The 22,267-nt window shown below is 65.0% G+C and carries 20 protein-coding genes and 1 pseudogene; 7 read left to right on the top strand and 14 right to left on the bottom strand.

The window, feature by feature from the left end; all coding sequences use genetic code 11:
- Positions 1-354: 354 nt before the first annotated feature.
- Positions 355-906 (bottom strand): thermonuclease family protein, encoded by a 552-nt coding sequence (locus R3C13_RS06420; RefSeq protein WP_371309993.1) that lies wholly within the window; start codon positions 904-906, stop codon positions 355-357.
- Positions 907-960: 54 nt separating this feature from the next.
- A pseudogene (locus R3C13_RS06425) lies at positions 961-2,198 on the bottom strand (argininosuccinate synthase).
- A gap of 181 nt (positions 2,199-2,379) precedes the next feature.
- Between R3C13_RS06425 and R3C13_RS06430 the strand changes: the two are divergent.
- Positions 2,380-4,389 (top strand): cell envelope integrity protein TolA, encoded by a 2,010-nt coding sequence (locus R3C13_RS06430; protein WP_371309994.1) that lies wholly within the window; start codon positions 2,380-2,382, stop codon positions 4,387-4,389.
- Here the strand turns inward: R3C13_RS06430 and R3C13_RS06435 are convergent.
- Positions 4,370-4,783: a DUF4112 domain-containing protein gene (locus R3C13_RS06435; protein ID WP_371309995.1), complete on the bottom strand. Its 414-nt coding sequence runs from the start codon at positions 4,781-4,783 to the stop codon at positions 4,370-4,372. The two genes, R3C13_RS06430 and R3C13_RS06435, sit on opposite strands and share 20 nt — an antisense overlap.
- 92 nt (positions 4,784-4,875) lie before the next feature.
- Between R3C13_RS06435 and R3C13_RS06440 the strand changes: the two genes are divergently transcribed.
- On the top strand, positions 4,876-5,217 hold the full coding sequence (locus R3C13_RS06440) for a DUF952 domain-containing protein (RefSeq protein WP_371309996.1): 342 nt from the start codon (positions 4,876-4,878) through the stop codon (positions 5,215-5,217).
- Positions 5,217-6,269 (top strand): quinone-dependent dihydroorotate dehydrogenase, encoded by a 1,053-nt coding sequence (locus tag R3C13_RS06445; protein WP_371309997.1) that lies wholly within the window; start codon positions 5,217-5,219, stop codon positions 6,267-6,269. The genes R3C13_RS06440 and R3C13_RS06445 overlap by 1 nt, the downstream gene beginning before the upstream one ends.
- On the opposite strand, the gene R3C13_RS06450 is transcribed toward R3C13_RS06445, so the two are convergent.
- From R3C13_RS06450 to R3C13_RS06470, 5 genes are all read right to left on the bottom strand, one after another.
- Positions 6,266-7,249, bottom strand: coding sequence for a TSUP family transporter (locus R3C13_RS06450; RefSeq protein ID WP_371309998.1), 984 nt, complete (start codon positions 7,247-7,249; stop codon positions 6,266-6,268). The genes R3C13_RS06445 and R3C13_RS06450 overlap by 4 nt on opposite strands.
- A 78-nt stretch (positions 7,250-7,327) precedes the next feature.
- Positions 7,328-8,623 (bottom strand): MATE family efflux transporter, encoded by a 1,296-nt coding sequence (locus R3C13_RS06455; protein WP_371309999.1) that lies wholly within the window; start codon positions 8,621-8,623, stop codon positions 7,328-7,330.
- Positions 8,624-8,648: 25 nt separating this feature from the next.
- Complete coding sequence (locus R3C13_RS06460) at positions 8,649-9,428, bottom strand: phosphatase PAP2 family protein (protein WP_371310000.1); 780 nt, start codon at positions 9,426-9,428, stop codon at positions 8,649-8,651.
- 28 nt (positions 9,429-9,456) lie between these two features.
- Positions 9,457-10,104, bottom strand: a complete 648-nt coding sequence (locus R3C13_RS06465; protein ID WP_371310001.1) for a DUF937 domain-containing protein — start codon at positions 10,102-10,104, stop codon at positions 9,457-9,459.
- A 63-nt stretch (positions 10,105-10,167) separates the two neighbouring features.
- Positions 10,168-11,481, bottom strand: a complete 1,314-nt coding sequence (locus R3C13_RS06470; protein ID WP_371310002.1) for a dicarboxylate/amino acid:cation symporter — start codon at positions 11,479-11,481, stop codon at positions 10,168-10,170.
- 142 nt (positions 11,482-11,623) lie between these two features.
- Here R3C13_RS06470 and hrpB point away from each other — a divergent pair, with 142 nt between their 5' ends.
- Positions 11,624-14,056, top strand: a complete 2,433-nt coding sequence (hrpB, locus tag R3C13_RS06475) for an ATP-dependent helicase HrpB (RefSeq protein WP_371310003.1) — start codon at positions 11,624-11,626, stop codon at positions 14,054-14,056.
- A gap of 19 nt (positions 14,057-14,075) precedes the next feature.
- Here the strand turns inward: hrpB and R3C13_RS06480 are convergent, their stop codons facing one another.
- The 6 genes from R3C13_RS06480 to R3C13_RS06505 form a co-directional block, all read right to left on the bottom strand.
- The gene (locus tag R3C13_RS06480; protein WP_371310004.1) at positions 14,076-14,501 is read right to left on the bottom strand and encodes a hypothetical protein; all 426 of its coding nucleotides are present in this window, start codon (positions 14,499-14,501) and stop codon (positions 14,076-14,078) included.
- A 54-nt stretch (positions 14,502-14,555) separates the two neighbouring features.
- The gene (locus tag R3C13_RS06485) at positions 14,556-15,212 is read right to left on the bottom strand and encodes a pseudouridine synthase (protein ID WP_371310005.1); all 657 of its coding nucleotides are present in this window, start codon (positions 15,210-15,212) and stop codon (positions 14,556-14,558) included.
- Positions 15,209-16,567, bottom strand: a complete 1,359-nt coding sequence (locus tag R3C13_RS06490; protein ID WP_371310006.1) for a sensor histidine kinase — start codon at positions 16,565-16,567, stop codon at positions 15,209-15,211. The genes R3C13_RS06485 and R3C13_RS06490 overlap by 4 nt, the downstream gene beginning before the upstream one ends.
- A gap of 87 nt (positions 16,568-16,654) precedes the next feature.
- On the bottom strand, positions 16,655-18,082 hold the full coding sequence (locus tag R3C13_RS06495) for an NAD(P)/FAD-dependent oxidoreductase (protein WP_371310007.1): 1,428 nt from the start codon (positions 18,080-18,082) through the stop codon (positions 16,655-16,657).
- Entirely contained in the window at positions 18,079-18,825 is a 747-nt protein-coding gene (locus tag R3C13_RS06500) for a TVP38/TMEM64 family protein (RefSeq protein WP_371310008.1), read from the bottom strand. The genes R3C13_RS06495 and R3C13_RS06500 overlap by 4 nt, the downstream gene beginning before the upstream one ends.
- Positions 18,822-19,532 (bottom strand): DUF547 domain-containing protein, encoded by a 711-nt coding sequence (locus R3C13_RS06505; protein ID WP_371310009.1) that lies wholly within the window; start codon positions 19,530-19,532, stop codon positions 18,822-18,824. The genes R3C13_RS06500 and R3C13_RS06505 overlap by 4 nt, the downstream gene beginning before the upstream one ends.
- Before the next feature lie 318 nt (positions 19,533-19,850).
- Between R3C13_RS06505 and rpmH the strand changes: the two genes are divergently transcribed.
- Genes rpmH through yidC form a run of 3 tightly spaced genes read left to right on the top strand, consistent with a single transcriptional unit; the run spans position 19,851 to position 22,265 of the window.
- Complete coding sequence (gene rpmH / locus R3C13_RS06510; RefSeq protein WP_371310010.1) at positions 19,851-19,985, top strand: 50S ribosomal protein L34; 135 nt, start codon at positions 19,851-19,853, stop codon at positions 19,983-19,985.
- A gap of 38 nt (positions 19,986-20,023) precedes the next feature.
- On the top strand, positions 20,024-20,392 hold the full coding sequence (gene rnpA, locus R3C13_RS06515) for a ribonuclease P protein component (protein WP_371310011.1): 369 nt from the start codon (positions 20,024-20,026) through the stop codon (positions 20,390-20,392).
- Between the two features lie 52 nt (positions 20,393-20,444).
- Entirely contained in the window at positions 20,445-22,265 is a 1,821-nt protein-coding gene (yidC, locus tag R3C13_RS06520; protein WP_371310012.1) for a membrane protein insertase YidC, read from the top strand.
- The last annotated feature ends 2 nt before the right edge of the window (positions 22,266-22,267 follow it).

Below are 22,267 nucleotides of genomic sequence, written 5' to 3' on the forward strand. Positions count from 1 at the left end.
TCAGGCCTGTCCGCTCATGCCAGCGGGCAAAGCGGACAAGGTTCCAGATCAGCCACGGCCAGAACAGCGGCCAGACATGATCGAAATAGGGTTTGAGGCCTGGGTGCATCGTTCGGGCAGTGTGCGCCGGTGCGGCGGCCTGCCGGATTGAGTTTGCCTCTCCTGCGTCTTCGCGGAATTTGCGCAGCACATCTCTGGCACCCTGTCCTGCAGTCGGCACACCGTTTCCTGGCCCCCGCTAAGCGTTCCACGTTTTCCGGGATGACGAAGATCAGGCGGGGATTGGCCGCGATTTATCCGCAGGCACGGAACTCATCCTGAGCGAAGTCGAAGGATGACGGAGGTGCGGGGACTCTATTGGGCGGGACAAGAATTTGTTCGGCCCCGGCGTCTGTACTCGATGGGATCTTCAAATTTGTATTTGTGGAGCCCCTTGTGTTTCGCTCGGGCAACCGCTTCAGCCTTGGTGTAGACTTCGCTTGTCTTGGGATCATAGGCGACTGCAAAGCCTTCTTCGACAAGCATTCGGTTCAGCTCCTTCCCGCCCACAAAACAAGTGGAAATGTACCGCCCGTCATCCATCAGTGGTAGCCCCTCCTTGCCCATGTGCAGTTGGCACACCAAGGAGGGGCTCTCGAATAGACCGGAGACAAATTGCATAGTCATGCCGTGGCAATCGACGGTTTGCGAAGCTCCTTCGCAGGGCTGGTTTGGTTCAACCGTATCGATACCAAGTAGCCGCACTCGATGTATGCCAATCCAAAAGGAATCGCCATCCTCGATGACAATGGGTCCATCGCCTGCCTTGAACTCCACGCCGGGATAGTAGGGTTCCAGACCGGTTGGTTCCGCATAAGCAGATGCGCAAGCAGCCGCTAAGCAAATTAAAATCAAAGCCGCCTTCATAGTGTTTCCTCCCGATTGGAGTCTACACTATCGCAAGTTGCCGATTCTTGGGACTCAGTTCTTCCCGAACTTCCGGTCGCGCCCTGCCAGCAACCTCAACCGCAGCGCGTTCAGCTTGATGAAGCCTTCGGCGTCTTTCTGGTCGTAGGCGCCGTGGTCGTCTTCGAAGGTGACGATCTTTTCCGAGTACAGAGAATAGGGCGAGGAGCGGCCGATCAGGTAGGCCTGGCCCTTGTAGAGCTTGATCGTCACTTCGCCGGTCACCCAGCGCTGGGAATAGTCGATGGCGGCCTGCAGCATTTCGCGCTCCGGGCTCCACCAGAAGCCGTTATAGATGAGCTCTGCATATTTCGGCATCAGCTCGTCCTTGAGGTGCGCGGCGCCCTTGTCGAGCGTCGCCTGTTCGATGCCGCGGTGGGCGACCAGCAGGATGGTGCCGCCGGGCGTCTCATAGATGCCGCGGGACTTCATGCCCACGAAGCGGTTTTCCAGCAGGTCCAGCCGGCCGATGCCGTGCTTCTTGCCATAGGCGTTGAGGGCGGTGAGCAGCGTCGCCGGGCTCATCGCCTCGCCATTGATGGCGACAGCGTCGCCGCGCTCGAAGCCGATGGTGATGATCTCCGGCTCGTCCGGGGCCTCTTCCGGGGAAATCGTGCGCATATGGACGAATTCCGGCGCCGCCTCGGCCGGGTTTTCCAGCACTTTGCCTTCAGGAGGAGGAGTGGAGCAGGTTCGCGTCGACCGAAGGGCCTCGCCGCGCTTGTCTTGGCGATCTCGATGCCGTGCTCCTCGGCGAATTTCAGGAGGTCCGTCCGGGACTTGAAATCCCAGTCGCGCCAGGGGGCGATGACCTTGATGTCCGGGTTCAGGCCGTAATAGCCGAGTTCGAAGCGCACCTGGTCGTTGCCCTTGCCGGTCGCGCCATGGCAGACGGCGTCGGCGCCGACCATGTCGGCAATCTCGATCTGGCGCTTCGCGATCAGCGGCCGGGCGATGGATGTGCCGAGCAGGTAGACGCCCTCATAGACGGCATTGGCGCGGAACATCGGGAAGACGTAATCGCGCACGAAATCCTCGCGCACGTCTTCGATGAAGATGTTTTCCGGCTTCACCCCGGCGGCGAGCGCCTTCTTGCGGGCCGGCTCCAGCTCCTCGCCCTGGCCGAGGTCTGCGGTGAAGGTGACGACTTCAGCGCCAAACTCGGTCTGCAGCCATTTTAAGATAATCGACGTGTCGAGACCCCCGGAATAGGCAAGAACGACCTTTTTCGGAGCGGTTTTCGGCTTGGACATGGATGCTTGTTCCCTGGGCGCTGGCGCTGACCGCTGTTGCATTAAGGGCCCATCGGGGGCCTGACAAGCGGGCAGGCCGGCTTTGCTATGGTTTCCGGAACGTTAATAGTCTAGTCTGAGGCGAAAAGGGTTTGGGCGCACCTCCCTGAGGGGTGCAGTTGTGGCAATGGAGCAGTGGACCATGTTCGACAGGACGGTGGAAAACGCAGGCGGGACCGATAATCTGGAGGCCATGTCCTTCCGTGCGCGATTGAGGGCACGTGAGGCCAGCCGGCCGCAATCGACGCTGGCGATCGATTCCGGCATCGTTTACCGGCCGAACAGCGAGATGGCCGACCAGGCGCGGCGGGCCGCGCTGGCCGCGCGCGACGCGATCGAGCAGCGCCGGGCCGCTGCTGCGGCGGTTGTGCCGCCCCGCATGCCGGAACCTGCGCCCCGCCCCGCACCTGTCGTGGCGGCAGCACCTGTTGCTGCCCCTGTTGCAGCGAAAGCCGGCGAGACCGGGCTGAAAGCGATGTTCGAAGAGGTTGCCGCGCGCCATGATGCGCCCGCGCCCGCTGTTCGCATGCCGGTGGCCGAGCCCGAAGAGGATGTGGCGGAAGAGCTGCGTGCCGAGGCGACGATGGGCGGCGCGCTGCCCATGGCTGGCGGCAAGTCCGGCTGGAGCCTGTTTGGCGGCGGGGACGACGGCTATGACGATGATGACGATAACGCGCCGGTCGGCGTTGCGACGCGCATCGGCGACATTTCGCAGATAGCCTTTGCCGGCCTCGCCGTGCTGGGCCTTGCCGGCCTTTCGGTCATGGCGGCGGAAAGCGCGCTGAACCGCAAAGGCCCGGAAGGCCTGACGACCGCGACGCCGGGCGGGCCGAAGCAGGGCCCGCAGATAGGGGCCGCCTCTGCTGTTGCCATCGCGGCAGCCGCACCGGAAGAGGCCGCGCCGAAAGCCTGGTTCAATTACCAGGGCATGGCGGACATGCTGGCCGCCCGCAAGGCGGAGATGGACGCCGAGGCTGCCGTCGCAGCAGCGGCAGCTGAAGAACAAGCCAAGATCCAGGCCGCAAATGCGATTGCCGAGGCTGAGGCGCAGCGTCTTGCCGACGAGCAGGCTGCCGCGGCGGCGCTGGCGGAGCAGGAGCGCCTTGCCGAAGAGGCCGAGCGCCAGCGTCTTGCCGACGCAGAAGCCGCGCGCGTGGCGGACGAAGAGGCCCGCAAGGCTGCTGAGGCCGAGGCGCTCCGACAGGCCGAGGCTGATGCCGAAGCCCGGCGCCTTGCCGATCTGGAAGCGAAACGCCAGGCCGAGGCAGACGCCGAAGCCAAGCGGCTGGCCGATCTTGAGGCGAAACGGCTTGCCGACCTCGAAGCCGAGCGCAAGGCCGCCGAGGAAGCCGCACGGCGGGAAGCCTTTGAGCTTGCCAAGGCCGAAGAGGCCGAACGGTTGCGTCTTGCCTCGCTGAAGGCAGAACAGGACGCGAAAGCGGAAGCGGACCGTTTGGCGGCTCTGAAAGTTGCCGCCGCCAAGGCGGAAGCTGATCGTCTGGCTGCGGAGAAAGTGGCTGCTACGGCCGCCGCTGTGGCGCGCCCCGCGCCGCAGCCGATCGTGTTCTCCCCTTATGAAGGACTGGTGCCGCAACCGGCCTCATTCAAGCCGGCGAAACCTGCCGTGCTGACTTCCGCACCGGTAAGACGGGCTGCCCCCGCGACGCTGACGGCCGCGAAACCGTCCGTGCGCAGTTTCGATGGCTTCGTCGAGATGAGCCCGCAATCGCCGGACGATTTCCTGGCGAGCCGGGTTGAGCGCAATGCCGGCGGGAATGTTTCGGAGGCGGACCTCGCAGCCGTCCGATCCGATTTTATCTCCCTGCTGACTTATGCCGCCGACGGTGCGTCGCAGGGCCTCGCGACGCCGGCTGGCCCCGGTCTCGATGTCACGTTCGAGCGGACCTATACACGTAGCGTGCTGAAATCATCCGTGCGCACGATCAGCTACACGATGGGGACGAATGAAGTCTCGCGCAGCTTCGGAGAGCCGGTGCAGGTGAAAGTGTCGGTGATGTGCCGCGATGTGTATTACACGTTCGAGGGCAGGGAGCGCGGACGCTTCGCAGCCTGCGAACGGCCGGATGGCGGATGGGGTCTTGCCCGGGCGACCGAGCCGGCAACCGCAAGGATTACGACGCCGGCGCCTTGAGCGATTTCGCATGGGCCTCGGCCCGGCGGACAAGGTGTTTCTCGACCACGCGGAAATTTTTGCGGTTCGAGCGATTGAAAAAGTCGAACACATCGCCGGCCACCGGCACGGCGCCGAGCGTCATGTCGAAGCCGATATTCCAGAGAATATGGATCGAGGCCGAAAGCGGCAGGCGGTGGCGCCAGGCCGTTCCAAGAGCATAGAGGCCGGCAACACCGGTCAGCACATCGCCTGCGACCGGTACAAGGCCGATCAGGGAATCGGCGCCGAATTTCACGCCGCCGACGCGGAATTTCGAATCGAGCGCCTCGCTGAAGAGGTCGAAGCCGGCCACCGCCTCGCTGACGCTGCGCCCGTCCGGCAACAGCAGGGCCCGCTTGTCTTCCTTCGCCATGCCTGCCTCCCCTTACCTCAATGAGCTTGCCGCAAAGTCCTGCGATGGCAAGCCCGATTGCCAGCCGGGCCAAAGCCTGCTGAATGGCGGCCATGACTGAGACACATGTCTACAAGCTGCTGACGGCGGATGACTGGAAGACGGCCTGCGAGCTCGGCGTGACCGCGACCGGGATCGACGAGGCTGACGGCTATGTACACCTGTCGACCCGGGCTCAGGCCGCGGAGACGGCGCGCCTGCACTTTTCCGGAAAGGGGCCTGTGCGACTGTTGCGGTTCGATATCGGCGACCTGCCGGAACTGACCTGGGAGGCAAGCCGCGGCGGTCAGATGTTTCCGCATCTTTATGCGCCGCTGGAAGTGTCGCTGGCTGAGGCGGTCTGGCTGCTGGTGCCGGACGCGGATGGCGCGCCGCAGATGCCGGAGGAGTATTGATGAGCCTCACCGACCTTGGCGCGGAAGTGGTCAAGCTGTTGCCGCCGGAAGCGGCGCACAAGGCGACGGTCCGTGCCTTGAAGGCGGGCCTGGGTGTGCCGCTGCGCGAGCCGGAGCATGATCCGGCACTGGCGGTGACGCTGCCGAAGTCCGGCCTGAAACTGTCCTCGCCTGTGGGCCTTGCGGCTGGGTTCGACAAGAATTGCGAGGTGCCGGCGGCGATGGCGAAGTTCGGCTTCGGCTTCGTCGAGTGCGGGACGGTGACACCGCGCCCGCAGCCCGGCAATCCGAAACCGCGCCTTTTCCGCCTGACCGAGGACAAGGCCGTCATCAACCGGATGGGATTCAACAATTATGGGCTCGACTATTTCGTCCGGCGGCTGAAGGCCTATCGCGGCGCGGTGCCGATCGGGGCGAATGTCGGCGCGAACAAGGACAGCACAGATCGCATCGCGGATTATGTGACCGGGGTCGAGGCTGTCGCGCCGCATGCCGACTATGTCACGATCAACATATCCTCGCCGAATACGCCGGGCCTGCGCGGTTTGCAGGACCGGTCCTCTCTGGAAGCGCTGCTGTCGGCGTGCGGCAAGGCGGATCGGGCAGGGAAGCCCGTCTTCCTGAAAGTGGCGCCGGACCTCGACGAGACCGCGATTGCCGACATCGTCAGTGTGGTGAAGAAAGAGGGGGCCTGGCTTGCCGGTCTCATCGTGTCGAACACCACGCTTTCAAGGCCCGAGACGCTGCAAAGTGGCCACAAGAGCGAAGCAGGAGGCCTCTCCGGCGCGCCGCTGTTCGACCTGTCTACTGACGTGCTGAAGCAGTTTGCCGGGGCGCTGGATGGCGCGTTCGATCTGATCGGTGCCGGCGGGATTGCGAGTGGTGCGGATGCCTACGCAAAGATCCGGGCGGGTGCACAAGCGGTGCAGCTCTATTCCGCCATGGCCTTTGAAGGGCCGGGTCTCGTGCAGCGCATCCATCATGAGCTGTTGCATTGCCTGCATGCCGATGGCTGCGGCTATATCTCCGACATGGTCGGGGCGGACCTCTAGGCGTTTGCCGCGGCGGCGCGTTCGCGGGCTTTCGCCGCGACATGGCGCATGGAGAGGAAGAAGACGCCGCCCAGGACGAGCGAGAAGACGGCCGAGGCAGCGAACTTTTCAAGGCTCGGACCATTCAGGTTGAAATAGGCGAGCTGCATCACGTTGAGGGCGATGAGGCCCTTCAGCATCCATTCGACATTGATCCGGGTGAGGATTAGCGCGCCGAAGGGCGCCATGAACAGGACGACCGGGTAGGCATTGAGCCAGGTGCGGATCTGGAAGTTCGAAATGTCCTGTTCGACGAGGCCGCGCCAGGCAAAGCCGAGCACGCTGACGGCGGCCATCAGCATGATGGAATAATGCGTCGCGAGCTTCTCCTGCATGTGGAAGCGGGTGACGAGCAGCGTGTAGAGGATGATGTCCGCGCCGGTGCCGAAGAGACTTGCGGCGAGGCCGCCGGTGAGGAGGATGGCCACGGTCCATGCTGTATCCGTCATGGTACGGATGTGCGGGTGGGTTTCGCGACCGCGATGATCGGAGAAGAAATAAGCCGTGACAAAACTGGTGATCAGGCTGAGGAAGAGCGCCTGGATCAGGTAGACCGGGATGGCCTGAAGTGTCTCCAAGCCGATCAGGAAGCCGGCAAAGCAGACCGGAATGTACCAGAGGAGGGGCGCATAATCGCGGCGCACGGCGCCGGGACGTGTGAGCAGGAAGATCGAGGCCGACGTCATGCCGATGGACTGGATCATCAGGCTGAAGTCGCGGGCGATGCCGCGGTCGACTTCCATGAATACGTTAAGCGTGGGGAAGGCGACCGCGCCGCCGCCCTCCGGCGTCAGGCCCGCCACGAAGGCGCCCACGACCATGACGGCCGGATAGTACCAGTATTCGGCGAGGAAGCTCAGCGAGTTGAGCTGCCAGAACAGGAGGGCCCAGACGGCGATCGCCGCGAAGAACCAGGCCGTGAACACCTTGCTGTGGAACATGCCAACCCCTGTCGTGCCGGGCCTGTATAGGGCCGCGCGGGCGGGCGGGAAATGGCCGGACGCAGGGATTTGTTGGCGCTAACTGGTGGTGGGTCGCAGGCGGCGAAAGAGGCCAGGAACATAGGCGCCAAGTGCGGCCCCGCGATAAAGGTACATCAGCAGGAAGGCGGTCCACACGCCGGTATTGCCGAAGGCGGGCCGCAGGATGAGATCTGTCGCGATATAGGCGATGGCGACCGCGACCCCCGCATTGCGCAGCGCCCTTCCTTGCGTGGTGCCAAGGAACAGGCCGTCCAGCTGCCAGGGGACGATGCCGATGAGCGGGACGGCGGCGCAGAAAGGCAGGTAGGCGAGCGCGGCCGCGCGTGCCTCCGCATCGCGGATCAAGGTGTCGATAACCCAGCCGCCGGCGAGCAAATAGAGGAGTGCGATGGCGGCGCCGGAGGCGAGGGCAAACTCGCTGGTCAGGCGCATGGCGCGCCCGAGCCGGGCGGGGTCGCGGGCGCCATAGGCTTCGCCCGCTTCCTTCTCCGCGACAAATGCAAAGCCGTCGAGCACGAACGCGGCGACGGTAATGAATTGCAGGAGGACTTCATTTCCGGCTGTCGCCGCAGTTGAGATCAGCGTGCCGGACCGCACGAACCAGCCGAAGCACAGGACCAGCGCCAGCGTGCGGATCATGATGTCCCGGTTAGCGGTGAAGAGCGCAATGAGGCGGGATCGATCGAGCAATGCCGCGTGGGCCCCGAAAGCGCCGCGCACAAGGGCGAGGCCAAAGAGGAGGGCCACCCATTCGGCGATTGCGGTGCCGGCGCCGATGCCGGCCGGGCCCCAGCCGAGGCCTGCGACGAACCATGTGTCGAGGCCGGCATTGACGCCGTTCATGACGATCTGGAAGGCGAGCATCTGGCCGGTGCGCCCGGTGCCGAGCATCCAGCCCGTTACGGCCAGCCCCATGAGATAGGCGGGCGCGCCCCAGATGCGCGTATCGAAATAGCCGGCGGCGAGGGTCTCGACATGGTCGGTACTGGCAAACGCGGCAAAGGCGAGGGGCTTCAGGAGCGGGGAGAGGAGCAGCAAGGCGAGGCCGATGCCGCCGCCGAGCAGGAGGGCGCGCAGGAGAATGGCGCGCTTTTCTTCCTCGTCGCCCCGCCCGCCCGCTTGAGCGGAAAGGCCTGTCGTGGACATGCGCAGGAAGCCAAACGCCCAGTAGATGAAACTGAAGGCCACAGCGGCGATGGCGACGGCGGCAAGGGCGGACTTGTCGCCGAACCGGCCCATGATGGCTGTGTCCACGACGCCGGTTGTGGCGGTGGCGGCCTGCGCAGCGATGACGGGCAGGGCAAGCTGAAGGGTCTTTGCGCGGGTCAGCATGGCGCGCCGGTCTAGCGGGTTTTGCTCAGTCCGGCGAGGGGGACGGCGGGAGCGTCCGCCCGACCGGCTCATGCAGTTCGATGGCGCGGTAGAGTTCGGATGCATCCGGCAGGGTTATCAGGAGATAGGCTGGAAACGCCGCGGCGATGACGAACAGAGCGATCGGCACCGCGCGGGAAAAGCGGGGCGGTTCCGGGTGCCGCTTTACCGCGAGCGCCAGCAGGACCAGAAACAGGCCGGCAAGAGCATAGCCTGCCAGTACATCGCTCAGCCAGTGCGCGCCGAGATAGAGCCGCGAGGCGCCGATCATCAGTGGCAGGAGGATAAAGGCCCCTGCGAGCAGGCGGCCGGTCACGCCCTTGAAGGTTACGAGGGAAAGGCCGGCAATCGCCCCATAGATCAGGGCTGAATTGGCGACATGGCCTGAAGGGAAACTGAAAACGTCCGTACCCGAATAGGCAATCGCGCGCGGACGGGCGCGCTCTGTCAGCCATTTGATGCCCTGCACGACAAACGGCATGGCGACGAAGGCCATGCCATAGGCCGACGCGCGATAGCGGGCACCAGCGAACAGGAAGGCGATGACGGTCACAACGCCCGCAAGGGTCAGGAACAGCCCGTCGCCGAGCGCTGTTGTCACGAGCATAACGGGCGCCAGCGGCCCTTCGCGCATTGGCGCGAGGAGGCGGTCGAAGGCTTCGTCAATTCCGTGCAGAGGCCAGTAGCCCGCCACGCCCGCTATCAGAACCGCAAGCAGCCCGGCGCTGAGAGCAGCAGACCAGACAAGCAGCGGCGCGCGGAACATGGCAGGGCCTTTGACCTGCGGCGGGAACCTATTTGCGGTTCATCACCATCTGGAAGATGTCGTCCATGGCATTGCCGTCGCCATCGGCATCGAGAAGGCTGCCGAGCATTCCGCCGAGACCGCCCTGCGCCGGAGCTTGTTGCTTCTGTCCACCGCCGAGAAGGCCGCCCAGCATTCCGCCGAGGCCGGAATTGCCCTTGCCGCCCATCTGGCCGGCGACCGCACCCGCGAGCACGGAGGCAAGGTCAGGCTTCTTCGACTGTTTCGACAGTGAGGCCATCGCCATGGATGCAACAATCGGCAGGAGCATTTTCAGCACTTCAGGCGGGATGCCGGTTTTCTGAGACGCCTGCGCGGCGACCGCACGGCTGGTATCCTTCGAGCCGAGCAGGTGGCCGAGAATGGCGTTGCCATCCTGGATCGTTTCGGGCTGCGTCAGTGTTTCCGGATTGTCGAGATAGCGGGCATGATCGCCCTTCTGCAGGGCGCCGAGGAGCGCTTCGAGGCCGCCCGGCTGCTGCACATTGCGCTGCACACCGCCGGCAATCGCAGGCAGCAGCGCCTTAATCGCCATTTGCGCCATTTCGGGCGGAAGGCCCGTCTTTTCGCTGACCTGCTTGACGGCGCTGCCACCGGCCGCCTGCGAGATCATGTCGAACATATTGATACCAGACATCACGTGTCTCCCTCATCACCCTAGGTTCGAAGACCTTATGCCTTCGCCCGGCATGGGGGAAGATCAAACCGGATCGCGCGCGCGATAAATGTCAGGATCCAGTTCGCCCTCCCATTTTGCCACCGTGGTGGCAACGGCAAGGTCGCCGGTCACATTGGTGACAGTCCGCATCATGTCGAGGATGCGGTCAAACGGGAAGAGGACCGCGATAATGAGGACTGTCTGGTCTGGCGTCGCGCCGACGATGCTGAGCGTCGTGGTCGCGAGCAGCAGGCTGACGGACGGAACACCGGCGGTGCCGATCGAGACCAGCGTCGCCATCAGGATGATGGTGAGATACATGCCGGCCGTCATCGGGATGCCAAGCGCCTGAACGGCGAAGAGGGCGATGAGGCCCTGGTAGAGTGCCGTGCCGTCCATGTTGATCGTCGCGCCGAGAGGCAGGACAGAGGAGGCGACCGGCTTGCCGATGCCGAGGTTTTTCGTGGCGCAGGAAATCGTCATCGGCAGCGTCGCGTTGGACGAAGACGTGGAGAAGGCCACCATCTGTGCATCGACGGCGCCCCGGTAGAAGGGCAGGGCCGGCAGGCGGACGATGCCCTTGATGATGAGTCCATAGGTGATCAGAATGTGCAGCGAACAGGCGGCATAGTGCGCCAGCGTCATCTTGCCGAGCACGGTCAGCACACTGAGGCCCCGGTCGCCCAGCACCCAGGCCATCAGGGCGAAGACGCCGAAGGGCGCGGTTTCCATCACGATCAGGGTGAGCTTCATCACCGCTTCAGACGCGCTTTCGAAAAGGCGCTGTAGCGGCTTGCCCGCCTCGCCGGACATCAGGATGCCGATGCCGAGCAGGATGGCGAAGAAGATGATCTGAAGCACGTCGCCATTGGCGAGCGCCTTGACCGGATTGTCCGGAATGATCGAGAGCAGGGTGCGCATCAGCTGTTCGCCGACGCTGCCTGCAGGCGGGTTCGCGGCGAGCTTCGCTCGGGTCGATTCAAGGTCTGCAGCAGTCGCGATGGAGGTGTCGAAGCCCGCGCCGGGCTGGACGATCGTTCCCATCAAGAGGCCGAAGCAGATCGCGATGACCGTCGTCCCCATGTACAGCGCGAGGGCCCGGCCGCCGAGGCTGCCAAGCTTCTTCGGGTCGCCCATGGCAAGGACGCCGGTGACGAGCGTGGTGAAGATCAGCGGCACGACCAGCATCTTGATGAGGCTGATGAACGCGTCGCCCAGCGGTTTCGCCCAGGCGGTGACATTGGCAGCGGCAGCTTCGGGGCCAAGCATGGCCCGGAGGGCGAGGCCCGTCAGCGTGCCGAGCACAAGGCCCACCATCACGCGTTTCCAGAGGTCGATCCCGAACCACCACTTCATCTGTTGCTCCCCATACGGTTGCGGGAAACCCTAGGGGGGTCCGACAGGCAAGGCAATCGGAGGGCTGACAGCCCCCGCATACAGCATGGCTTGCCAGAGGGCGGTCGGGGCCCCTATCTGCCGGGGGATGAGCGTGCCCAGGATGCCCCTGCCGATTGATGACGTGCTGCCGGAGATTTCCGGCCGGCTGGAGATGGCTTCGCGGCTGGTTCTGGCGGCGCCGCCGGGCGCGGGCAAGACGACGCGCGTGCCGCTGTCGCTGGCGGGTTTCCTCGATCTGCCGGCGGCGGTCGACGGCAAGATCATCCTGCTGGAGCCACGCCGGATCGCGGCGCGCATGGCTGCAGCGCAGATGGCGAAAAGCCTGGGCGAGCCGCTGGGCAAGCGCGTCGGCCTGACGACGCGGGTGGACCGGAAGGTTTCGGAAGAGACGGTGATCGAAGTGATCACGGACGGCCTGTTTACCCGGCGCATCCTGAGCGATCCGGAGCTGGAGGGCGTCGGCGCGGTCCTGTTCGATGAATTTCACGAGCGGCGTTTGAATTCGGATCTGGGGCTCGCGCTGGCGATCGAGGCGCAGCTTGCGTTCCGCGAAGACCTGAAATTGGTCGTCATGTCCGCAACGCTGGACACCGTGAGCGTTTCGCGCACGCTTCGGGCGCCGGTGGTCGAGAGCCAGGGCCGGATGTATCCGGTGGAGACACGCTATCTCGGCCGCTCCGAAGACCGGATCGAGGACCGGATGGCGGCAGCAGTGAAGCGGGCGCTGAGGGAAGAGACAGGCTCTATCCTCGCTTTCCTGCCGGGGGCAGGGGAGATCCGGCGCACAGCGGAGCGATTGGAGGGCCTCGGGCCGGATGTGATCGTCGCGCCGCTTTATGGGGCGTTGACGCCGGCGGAGCAGGATGCTGCCGTTTCGCCTGCGCCGCCCGGACAGCGGAAGATCGTTCTGTCGACGGATATTGCCGAAAGCGCCCTGACCATTGAGGGCGTGCGCATCGTGATCGATTCCGGCCTGTCGCGCGTGGCGGAGGATGACATTGGCGGGCTCGGCTCGCGCCTGACGACGGTGCGGGCTTCCCGTGCATCGGTGGACCAGCGCCGGGGCCGCGCGGGCCGCCTTGAGCCGGGCGTTTGCTACCGTCTCTGGGACGAGGAGGCGACGCGGGGTCTGATGCCTGCGCCGCAGCCGGAAATCCTGACAAGTGACCTCTCCGGTCTTGTGCTCGCCCTGTCGGAATGGGGCGAGCGGTCGCCGAGCAATCTGACCTGGCTCGACCAGCCGCCCGGTGGACGGATCGCCAGCGCGGTCAGCCAGTTGCACGCGCTCGGCGCGCTCGACCGGCTTGGCGGGTTGACGTCACTCGGCAAGGAAATGGCGCGGCTGCCCCTGCCGGCACGCCTTGCGGCGCTGGTGGCGGGTGCTCCGACGGCGGAGGAGCGGGCCCTTGCTGCGGAGATTGCGGCGCTGGCCGGCGAACGCGGCATGGGCGGCGCGTCGAGCGATTTGCGGGACCGTCTGGCAGGGTTCCGGAAGGATGGTTCGCAGCGCGCCCGCACACTGAAGGCACAGGCGAAGTCCTGGGGGAAGGGGGCGGCGCCCGGCGGGGATCTCGCGACGCTTCTGGCGCGGGCCTGGCCGGACCAGATCGCGCGGCGCAGGCCGGGGCAGGCAGGCACTTATCTCATGACATCCGGCCGCGCCGCGACGCTGCCGGAAGCCGACGCGCTGGCCAAGTCTGAGTGGCTGGTCGTGGCGGACCTTGGCGGGGCGGCCAAGGATGCGCGCATCACGCTCGCCTTGCCCATCGCTGAAGCAGTGGCCATGGCACACGGCCATCCGGAGACGGAGGAAATCGCTGCCTTCGATGCGAAGAGCGGGAAGGTCTCGGCCCGGCGCATCCGCAAGCTGGGCGCAATTATTCTGTCCGACACGCCATTGCCGAAACCGCCGGCGGCCCTGTGCGCCGAGGCGATTGTCGCAGCGGTCAAGACAGATGGTTTTGCCGCGATCGGGGCAGAGGATGTCATTCGTGAAACGCTGATGCGGCTCGCCCTTGTGGAAGGAGCGGGGCTGGTGGCGCCAGGCCAACCAACATCGGAGACGCTGCAACGGAAGGCGGGCGAGTGGCTGGCGCCGCTGATCGAACGTAAGGGCGGCGTCGTGCCACCGGACCATGCCGTGCGGGAAGCGCTGGTCCAGTCTTTCGACTGGCCGGTGCAGGACGCGCTGAGGAAGGAGGCGCCACTGACGCTGGAGCTGCCATCAGGGCAGAGTGCGCGCGTGGATTATCTCGACCCGCGCGCGCCGCTGGTTTCTGCGCGGGCGCAGGCCTTTTGGGGGTGTGCGGAGCATCCGCGACTCGGGGGCGGCCGGGTTGCGGTCACGATCGAAATGCTGTCCCCCGGCATGAAGCCGGTCGCCGCGACCCGCGACCTGCCAGCCTTCTGGAGCGGCGGCTACAAGGACATGGCGAAAGACATGCGCGGCCGCTACCCCAAGCATGACTGGCCGGACGATCCGGCGAATGCCGCCGCGCATGTGGGGAAGACGAAGAAGCGGCTGCAGGACTGAAGCGCCGCCAAGGGTTGCTTTAGTTCGGCCGGCGGTCGTCGCCCCATTCCATGCCCATGTTTTTCTTCATCCAGTCGGTGAAGGTGGCGGGCTTTTCGAGGGTGCGGGGGTCCAGCGTGCCGAAGGCGCAGAGCGGGCCGTCGCGGCTTTCGAGGCGGACGCCCTTGACGCGCTGGTCGCCATTCGTCCAGTTATGGTCCGTCGCCGGATCAATCAGGAACATGACCTGCGTGCCGCCACGGCCCTCCTCGTCGCGGCCGAAGACGAGGCCGTAGACTTTTTCGCGGCCCCAGAGGCCATGGCTGGAAGCCTGGCGCTTGCCATCGAGCAGGACTTCATCCCAGAGCAGGTTGCGGCGCCATTGCAGCACGTGCATGCGTTCACCGCTGATGATCTTGATGTCGATGTGGTGGAGCGAGAGGCGGACGATTTCGGCAGCGAGCATTGTGCGGACTCCGGAAAGGTTATCGAAAAACGATAATCGCACCGGAGGGGGACGTCAAGGCATTTCGAACGGGCAGTCGCTGACAAGATCCAGCTTGTCGCCGGTCACCGGATGGCGGAAGGCGAGGCGAGCCGCATGGAGGTGCAGGCGCGGCGCGGCCAACCGGGCGGCGTCGTGCGCATAGAGTTCGTCGCCGAGGATCGGATGGCCGATTTCGGCGAGGTGCACGCGCAGCTGGTGGGAACGGCCGGTAAGCGGGGTCAGCTTCAGGCGCGCACATTTCCCTTCGACCGAAAGGGTTTCGTAGCGCGTGCGGCTCGGCTTGCCGATGTCATGGTCCACCTTCTGGCGCGGCCGGTTCGGCCAGTCTGTGATCAGCGGCAAGTCGATCTCGCCCGCGGGCGGGGAGGGGGCGCCCCAGACATCGGCGATATAGTTCTTTGTCACTTCGCCCCGCTCGAACAGGCCAGACAGGGCTGCCTGCATTTCTTTCGAGCGGGCGAGGACGAGGAGGCCGCTGGTGGCCATGTCCAGCCGGTGAACGGTGAGCGCGCCGGGATATGCGGCATCGGCGCGAGAGACAGCGCAGTCCGCCTTGTCGACGCCCCGTCCGGGCACGGAGAGAAGGCCGGAAGGTTTGTCGATGACCAGAAGGCTGGCGTCCACATGTACGACAACCAGCGGGTCCGGTGGCGGCGCGTAAGGGTTCACATGTAGAAGCCCGGCAGGGTGAGACGGAACGTCGTGCCTTTTGGTCCGGTATTCGCCAGAACGAGGTCGCCACCCATGCCGGTGGCGAGTTCGCGGGCGATGACGAGGCCGAGGCCCGTGCCGGTCTTTCTTGTGGAGCCGGCGAAGGGCTTGAAGAGGTTGGCCTGCGCGCTGTCCGGAAGGCCAGGGCCGGTGTCCGCGAAGTCGACGCCTTCCGGCGACAGCGATACGGTGATCCGCTTCGGCAGGGACGCGCCGGACACCATGGCCTCCGCCGCATTGCGGATGAGATTGGTGGCGAGGCGGTGCAGGTGCTCGGGGTCTGCCTCGACCATGCGCGGGCCGGGCAGGTCATTGACGAATTCCACTTCCGGCCAGGCGGCGAGCGCTTCGGCAGCGGCCTCGTCGACCGTGCTGCGCAGGTTCACCGGCTGCAGGTCCGGCGGCAGGGGCTTGGCCTTGCCATAGTCGAGCGTTTCGGAGGCGAGATTGATCGCGCGGGTGAGGGCGCGTTCGAGGCGCGGGGCGGCCTTCTGCACGCGCGGATCTTCCGAACGGGCGAGCGTGTCCGACACGAGTTGGGCCGAAGCGAGTGAGTTGCGCAGGTCGTGATTGATCTTGGCGACGGCGGTGCCGAGTTCGGCAAGGTGCGCGCGCTGGCGGAAAGCGTCGGCCACGGCCTCTTCCATGTCGGCAAGGGCATTCTGGGCACGGCCGATCTCGTCGCGTCGGGACGTCCGATTCAGGCGGCGGGTCCAGGCGCCGGGATCCATGCGGAATTGTTCGACACTGGTCGTCACGCGCTTCATCGGGCGCACGACCAGGAAGTGAAGGACGACATAGATCACCGTAGCGGCGATGAGGGCGATCAGCAGGGAAAGGCCGGCAATCCGGTGGCCGTAATCGATCAGCCCTTTCTTGAGCGGTGCCTGAGGAAGGACCACTTCAATGGTGCGTTCGGGGCTGGAGCCTTCGGCAGTCACGATCAGGATGCGGTCTGCCGGTGCGAAGAAGGCGCCGAACATGTCGGATATGCGGTTCATCGGCGTCGCAGCGCGCAGGTCCAGCGTGTAGGATTCGCCTTCGATGGGCATTTTCGAATCGAGCAGCTGGAAGTGCATCTCGTCTTCGATTTCAGAGACGTTCAAGACTTCCGCATTTTGCAGCAACTGTCTGGCCAGTTCCTCCGACACCATTCGGGAGGGCGCGGCATCGAGGGCGAGTACGGCAATCCGCGCAGCCTGCAGCCGTTCCTGCAGCCAGGCATTCCGGAAGCCGGACGCCGAGGGCACGAAGATCAGGGCTTCGACAAACAGGATGGAGGCGAGCGTCAGGGCGAAGAGGCGGAACGACAAGCTGTCGAACCAGCGTGCGGGCGCAGGCTGGCGGACAGGAGCCGGAGGGGGTGCGCTGGCGTCGCGGTTCACCCGCGCTGGGTTAGCCTAGGGGAAGCGCTGGAGCAAGCCGACGAGGCGGCGCATGTTCTTGCCGAACACGACCGGGGTGAAATGGGCCGAGGCGGCGCGCTTCACGACTTCCGCACGGGTCGGGTAGGGGGAGATGAAATTGGTGAGGGCGGAAAGCTTCAGCCCGTTGGACATGGCGAGGCCCACCATCTGGATGATGTCGCCTGCGCCCTCGCCGACGATGGAGGCGCCGACCAGCCGGCCCTTGTGGAGCACCAGCTTGCATTCGCCTGCTGTCTTGCCTTCGGCGATGGCGCGGTCGTTTTCGTGGAAGGGGAAGCTGGACGTGGTGACACCGCTGGCGAACTGGTCGCGGGCGTCGGCCTCGGTGAGGGCGAGCTGGGCGACTTCGGGGCTGGTATAGGTGACGGCGGGAACGGGCAGGCTGGTCGCCTTCGTGCGCTGCTTGAACAGGGCGCGGCGCGTGAAGACCGAGGCGTGCCAGCCGGCGACATGGGTGAATTGTTCCCGGCCCGCCGCATCGCCGAGCGCCCAGACGCGGGGATTGGATCGGGAGCGGAGAGTGTCGCCCACTTCGATGCCCTTGGGGCTGTGATAGACATTGCCCTTTTCGAGATCGAGCCCGTCCATGACGGCCCGGCGGCCGACGGCGACGAGAAGGTGGCTGCCGTCGATAACCGGGCTGCCGGACCCGTTTTCGGTGTGGACGCGAATCTTGCCTGCCTCGCCGGAAATACGCACCGCCTTGTGCTGCTCGAGAATGGTGACGCCTTCGGCGCGCAGCGCGTCGAGCGCGATGGCGGCATGGCCGGCATCGGCGCGGGCAAGGGCCCGGCCCATTTCGATCACGGTCACTTCGGCACCAAGGCGGCGGAACGCCTGCGCCATTTCAAGACCGATGGGGCCGCCGCCGAGGATGACGAGATGGCTGGGGAAATCCGGCAGGGTGAAGATAGACTCGTTGGTGATATAGGGCACCCGGTCGAGGCCCTCGACCGGGGGAATGAAGGCGCGGGAGCCGGTGGCGATGATGATGCGCCGGGCGGTTGTGCGGGTCGTGTCGGACACGATGGTTTTGGGATCGGCGAAGCGTGCGGCTTCGCGGATGACGGTAACGCCGAGGCCTTCAAACCGTTCCTGGCTGTCGACCGGGGCGATCGTGGCGATGGCGCCCGCGACATGGGCTTTCACGGCGGACCAGTCGGTTGTCGGCGCGCTGGCGCCGATGCCGTACTTGCCGGCTTCGCGCACGCTGGCGGCGGCCTTGGCGCAGCTCAGCAGGGCCTTGGAAGGCACGCAGCCATAGTTCAGGCAGTCGCCGCCCATTTCGTGCTTTTCGTAGAGCACCACTTTGAGGCCCAGCATGGCGGCCCCGGCGGCGGCGGAGAGGCCGCCGGAACCTGCGCCGATCACACAGAGGTCGGCCTTGAGCGTCTCGGTCATGCAGAGGGGCTTTCGATGCGCTGAGCCTTGCGGCCAAGGGTTTTCTTCCAGATCACCGGCGACAGGGACACGATCCCGAGCGCGGCGAAGGCGGGCAGCATGTTGCGGGCAACGCTGGCAATGTCAGGATTTTCGCCCGCCGCAAAGGTCGCCCCAAGGCCGGCACCGATCCAGGTATAGGCGATGACGCCTGGAATAATGCCGAGCGCGGTGGTGAGGGCGTAGTCGCGATACTTCGCGCCGAGGAGGGCGGGAGCGATGTTTGCGACGGGGAACGGCACCAGGGGCAGGAAGCGCAGGGCGAACATGTAGGAGAGCGGGTTTTCGTTGAAGCCGGCCTCCATCTTCCTGAGGAAGGGGCCGGCGCGTTCGCGCAGCATGCCGCCGAAGGCTGTGCGGGCAGCGAAGAAGAGGACGCTGGCGCCCAGCGTTGCGCCAATGGTCGTCGCCACCGAGCCGCCGGCAAGGCCGAACAGGAAACCCCCGGCAATGGTAATCCAGAGCGCTCCCGGCATCATCAGGGCCGTCGCCGCGACATAGACCGCGAGATAGGCCACGATGGCGACGACGAGGTTGTTCTCGACGAAGCTGCGCAGCGTTTCCTGCTGCGTGCGCAATGTCTCCAGTGAGAGATAGTTGAAGAGGCCGAGCCGCCAGCTGATCGCCAGCCCGGTGGCGATCAGATAGACCGGCCAGAGGCGGAACCAGAGCGGCTTTGCGGTTTTGGGCGTCGTATCACTCATGGGGCAGGCGCCTTGTTCGTGTCGTTGAGGGACCAGTCGTACTGATAGCTGCGGATGCGTGGATTTGGGTAAATCTGCTCTCTGAGTTCCGGATCGCCGTATTGCAGCAGGTGATTGACGACGGCCATGTTCGAGCCGCCGAAATCGTCGCGGAACCAGTCATAGATGCTGGAGACGACCAGGCCCTTGTCCGTCACCGTCACGCCGCGGGGGCTGTTGACGTACTGGCGCGCGGCAGCGGCGAGATCCGGCATGAGGGTCGCCGCCTCCCAGGCCTTCGGCTGCAGGTTCGGGCAGGAATAGGACGCGCAGTTGATGGCGTAATGCACCAGCGGGTCATGGAAGCGCGGGCGCAGGATCTTGTGCTCGATATCGTCCAGCGAAACGGTGTCGCCGCCTGCTTTGACCTTGATTTTCTTCCAGGGACCGCCGAGCAGGTAGCCGTCCCGGATGGAGCCCAGCGGATACTTGCTGACGATATAGCGGACGGTGACGGCGTTGTAGAGATTGGCCCAGGCGGCGAAGGCTTCGTCGCTGTCGCCGGAGAGGTCCATGGTCTCGAAGCCGGCGATATAGGCGTCGAGGGCGGCCCGGTCGGCCGGATTGGCCTTCAGGGCGGCGTAATCGACGCGCGTGATGCCGTCGGCCCCTTCGGAAACATAGGTCTGGAGCAGCGCCGTCCAGGCGGCGTGCCGGGGCTTGGCCATGGGGGCCTCCATATTGGCCGGGGGCCCAGCTTCGCCCGCGGCAGCGGGGACTGCAATGGGGAGAAGAGGGAGGATAAGGGCTGCCAGAAGGGGACGAAAGGATGACTGCATGGGGCGATAGCGTTGACTTTGGAGGACGTTGGAAGCCCCTGACATAGCGGGTTGCACCGCCAAAGGCTTCTCACGCCTCGGCAAAAACCTATCAAACCGATGTGAACGGCCTGCGAGGCGCAGATTCGCTGCCCCGGCCGCTTGACCCCAATCTGCCCTTCCTGTATCGGCGCCCTTTCCGAGTTTACCAGCTTCCAGAGCAGACCGATGAAACGCACTTTCCAGCCGAGCAACCTCCGCCGCAAGCGCACGCACGGCTTCCGTGAGCGCATGTCCACCAAGAACGGCCGCAAGGTGCTGGCACGCCGCCGCGCGAAGGGCCGCAAGACGCTGACCGCTTAAGCGGGACGCGCCAGTCCGCCTCTCCGGGGGAGAAGGCCGTGACGGTTCATGCACGCAAAGATCCGATTGAGGTCGCCCGCCTGCGCGTGCGGCCTCAATTCGTTTATGTCCGCGGCGGGCGCACCGAAAAGCGCAAAGCCCTGCTGGTTCAGGCCCGCGCGCGGCCGGGCGAGACGCCGGGGCCGCATGCCGGGGCGGGCTTTACCGCGACAAAGAAGATCGGCGGGGCCGTCGAGCGCAACCGGGCGAAGCGCCGCCTGCGTGAGGCGGTACGCCTTTTGCTGCCGCAACTGGCCCGGCCCGGCTGGGATTATGTGTTCATCGCGCGTCAGGATACTGCTGATATTGCGTGGGCCCGCTTGCTTGACGATATGGAAAGCGCGCTGATAAGCCTCGCCTCCGACTGACCCCGCCTGCCCGATCCGGGCGATTCCTGCCGATTTTCACCGGAACCCCGACATGGAAAAAGAAGACCAGCGCAATTTCCTGCTCGCGATGGTGCTGATGATCGCGCTTGTGCTCGCCTACCAGCAATTCGTGGCCGGGCCGGCGGCGAAGAAGTACGAAGCCCAGCAAGCTGCCATCGAAGCAGAAAAACAGGCGGATACGGCAGAGACGGGCGTTGCCGCCATCGACCAGATAAAGCCGGTTGAACAGGCGCTGGCCGACGATGTGCGGGTCGCCTTCGATGGCGATTCCGTCGACGGCTCCATCCGCCTCAAGGGCGCGCGGATCGACGATCTCAGCCTGAAAAAGCATTTCCTGACGGTTGAGAACAAGCAGGAAGTCCGCCTGCTGCGGCCGGAAAACGCCGAGTTCGGCTATTTCGCCACCTATTACTGGGCCGACGGCACCTCGCTGGTGGCCGGGCGCAATTCGCCCTGGCAGCTGGTCTCGGGCAAGGAGCTGACCCCGGCGAGCCCGGTCACGCTTCGCCTTGAAACCGATGGCGTGACCATTGAGCGGGTGATCGCGCTGGACGAACATTACATGTTCAGCTTCACCGACACGGTGACGAATACGGGCGATGCGCCGCGCGCCCTGCGCGCCATCGGGTCGATCGAGCGCTATGGCAATTTCAAGGACTTCCTCGAAGCCACTGATCCCGGCTCGTCGACGGCGACCACGGCGCATATGGGCCTGATGGGCGACACGGACGGCACGCTGCGCCTGCGCAAGTTCAAGCCGCTGATGCAGCTGAAGAAGATCAAGGGCGAGACGGCTGACGGCACGTTCCCGTCTGACAAGGGCGGCTGGTGGGGCCTGTCGGACAAATACTGGCTGGGCGCGCTGGTGCCGCAGCAGGACACGTTCTTTGCGGGCCTTGTCGACAAGCGCAAGATCGCCGCGGGCGGCGACCTCGAACTGCGCACCGAGTCCGCGCCGCTGGACCTCGCGCCGGGCGCCAGCGCGACGATGACCAACCGGATCTTTGCCGGTGCCAAGCGGTATGAAGTGCTGCAGGGCTATCAGAACAACCTCGGCATTCCGAGTTTTGTCGATGCGATCGACTGGGGCTTCTTCTTCTTCCTGACCAAGCCCTTCTTCCTGGCGCTGGAATGGCTGTCGGGTGTGGTCGGCTCGTTCGGCTGGGCGATCCTCGCCTTTACCGTTCTCGTCAAACTGCCGCTCGTGCCGCTCTATAACCAGAGCTACAAGTCGATGGCGAAGATGAAGAAGCTGCAGGAGCCGACTGCGGAAATCCGCGAACGCTTCAAGGCCGACCCGCAGCGCCAGCAGCAGGAGATCATGAAACTCTACAAGGAAGAGGGCGCCAACCCGCTGGGCGGCTGCCTTCCGATCCTGCTGACCATCCCGATCTTCTTTGCCCTGTTCAAGACGCTCTATGTCACCATCGAGATGCGCCACACGCCCTTCTGGTTCCTGAAGGACCTTTCAGCGCCCGACCCGACGGCACTCGGCAATTTGTTCGGTCTCATCCCGTGGTGGTCCGCGGCCGACATCAAGGCCGTGCCGTACATCGGCATGGTCATCGGTGTTGGCATCCTGCCGATCCTGTATGGGGCGACCATGGCGGCCCTGCAGACGCTGTCGCCGCCGCCACCGGACCCGATGCAGCGCCGCATGATCCAGTTCATGCCGCTGATCTTCCTGTTCGTGTTCGGAGGATTCCCGGCCGGCCTCGTCATGTATTATGTCTGGTCGAACACGCTGTCTTACATCCAGCAATACTTCATCATGCGCCGTAACGGGGTCGAGACCGAGATCGGCAAGTTCGTGAAGAAGCTGGTGAGCGGCAACAAGAAGCCTGCCAGCTGATC

It is taken from the genome of Hyphomonas sp., assembly GCF_041398385.1.
GTDB lineage: Bacteria > Pseudomonadota > Alphaproteobacteria > Caulobacterales > Hyphomonadaceae > Hyphomonas.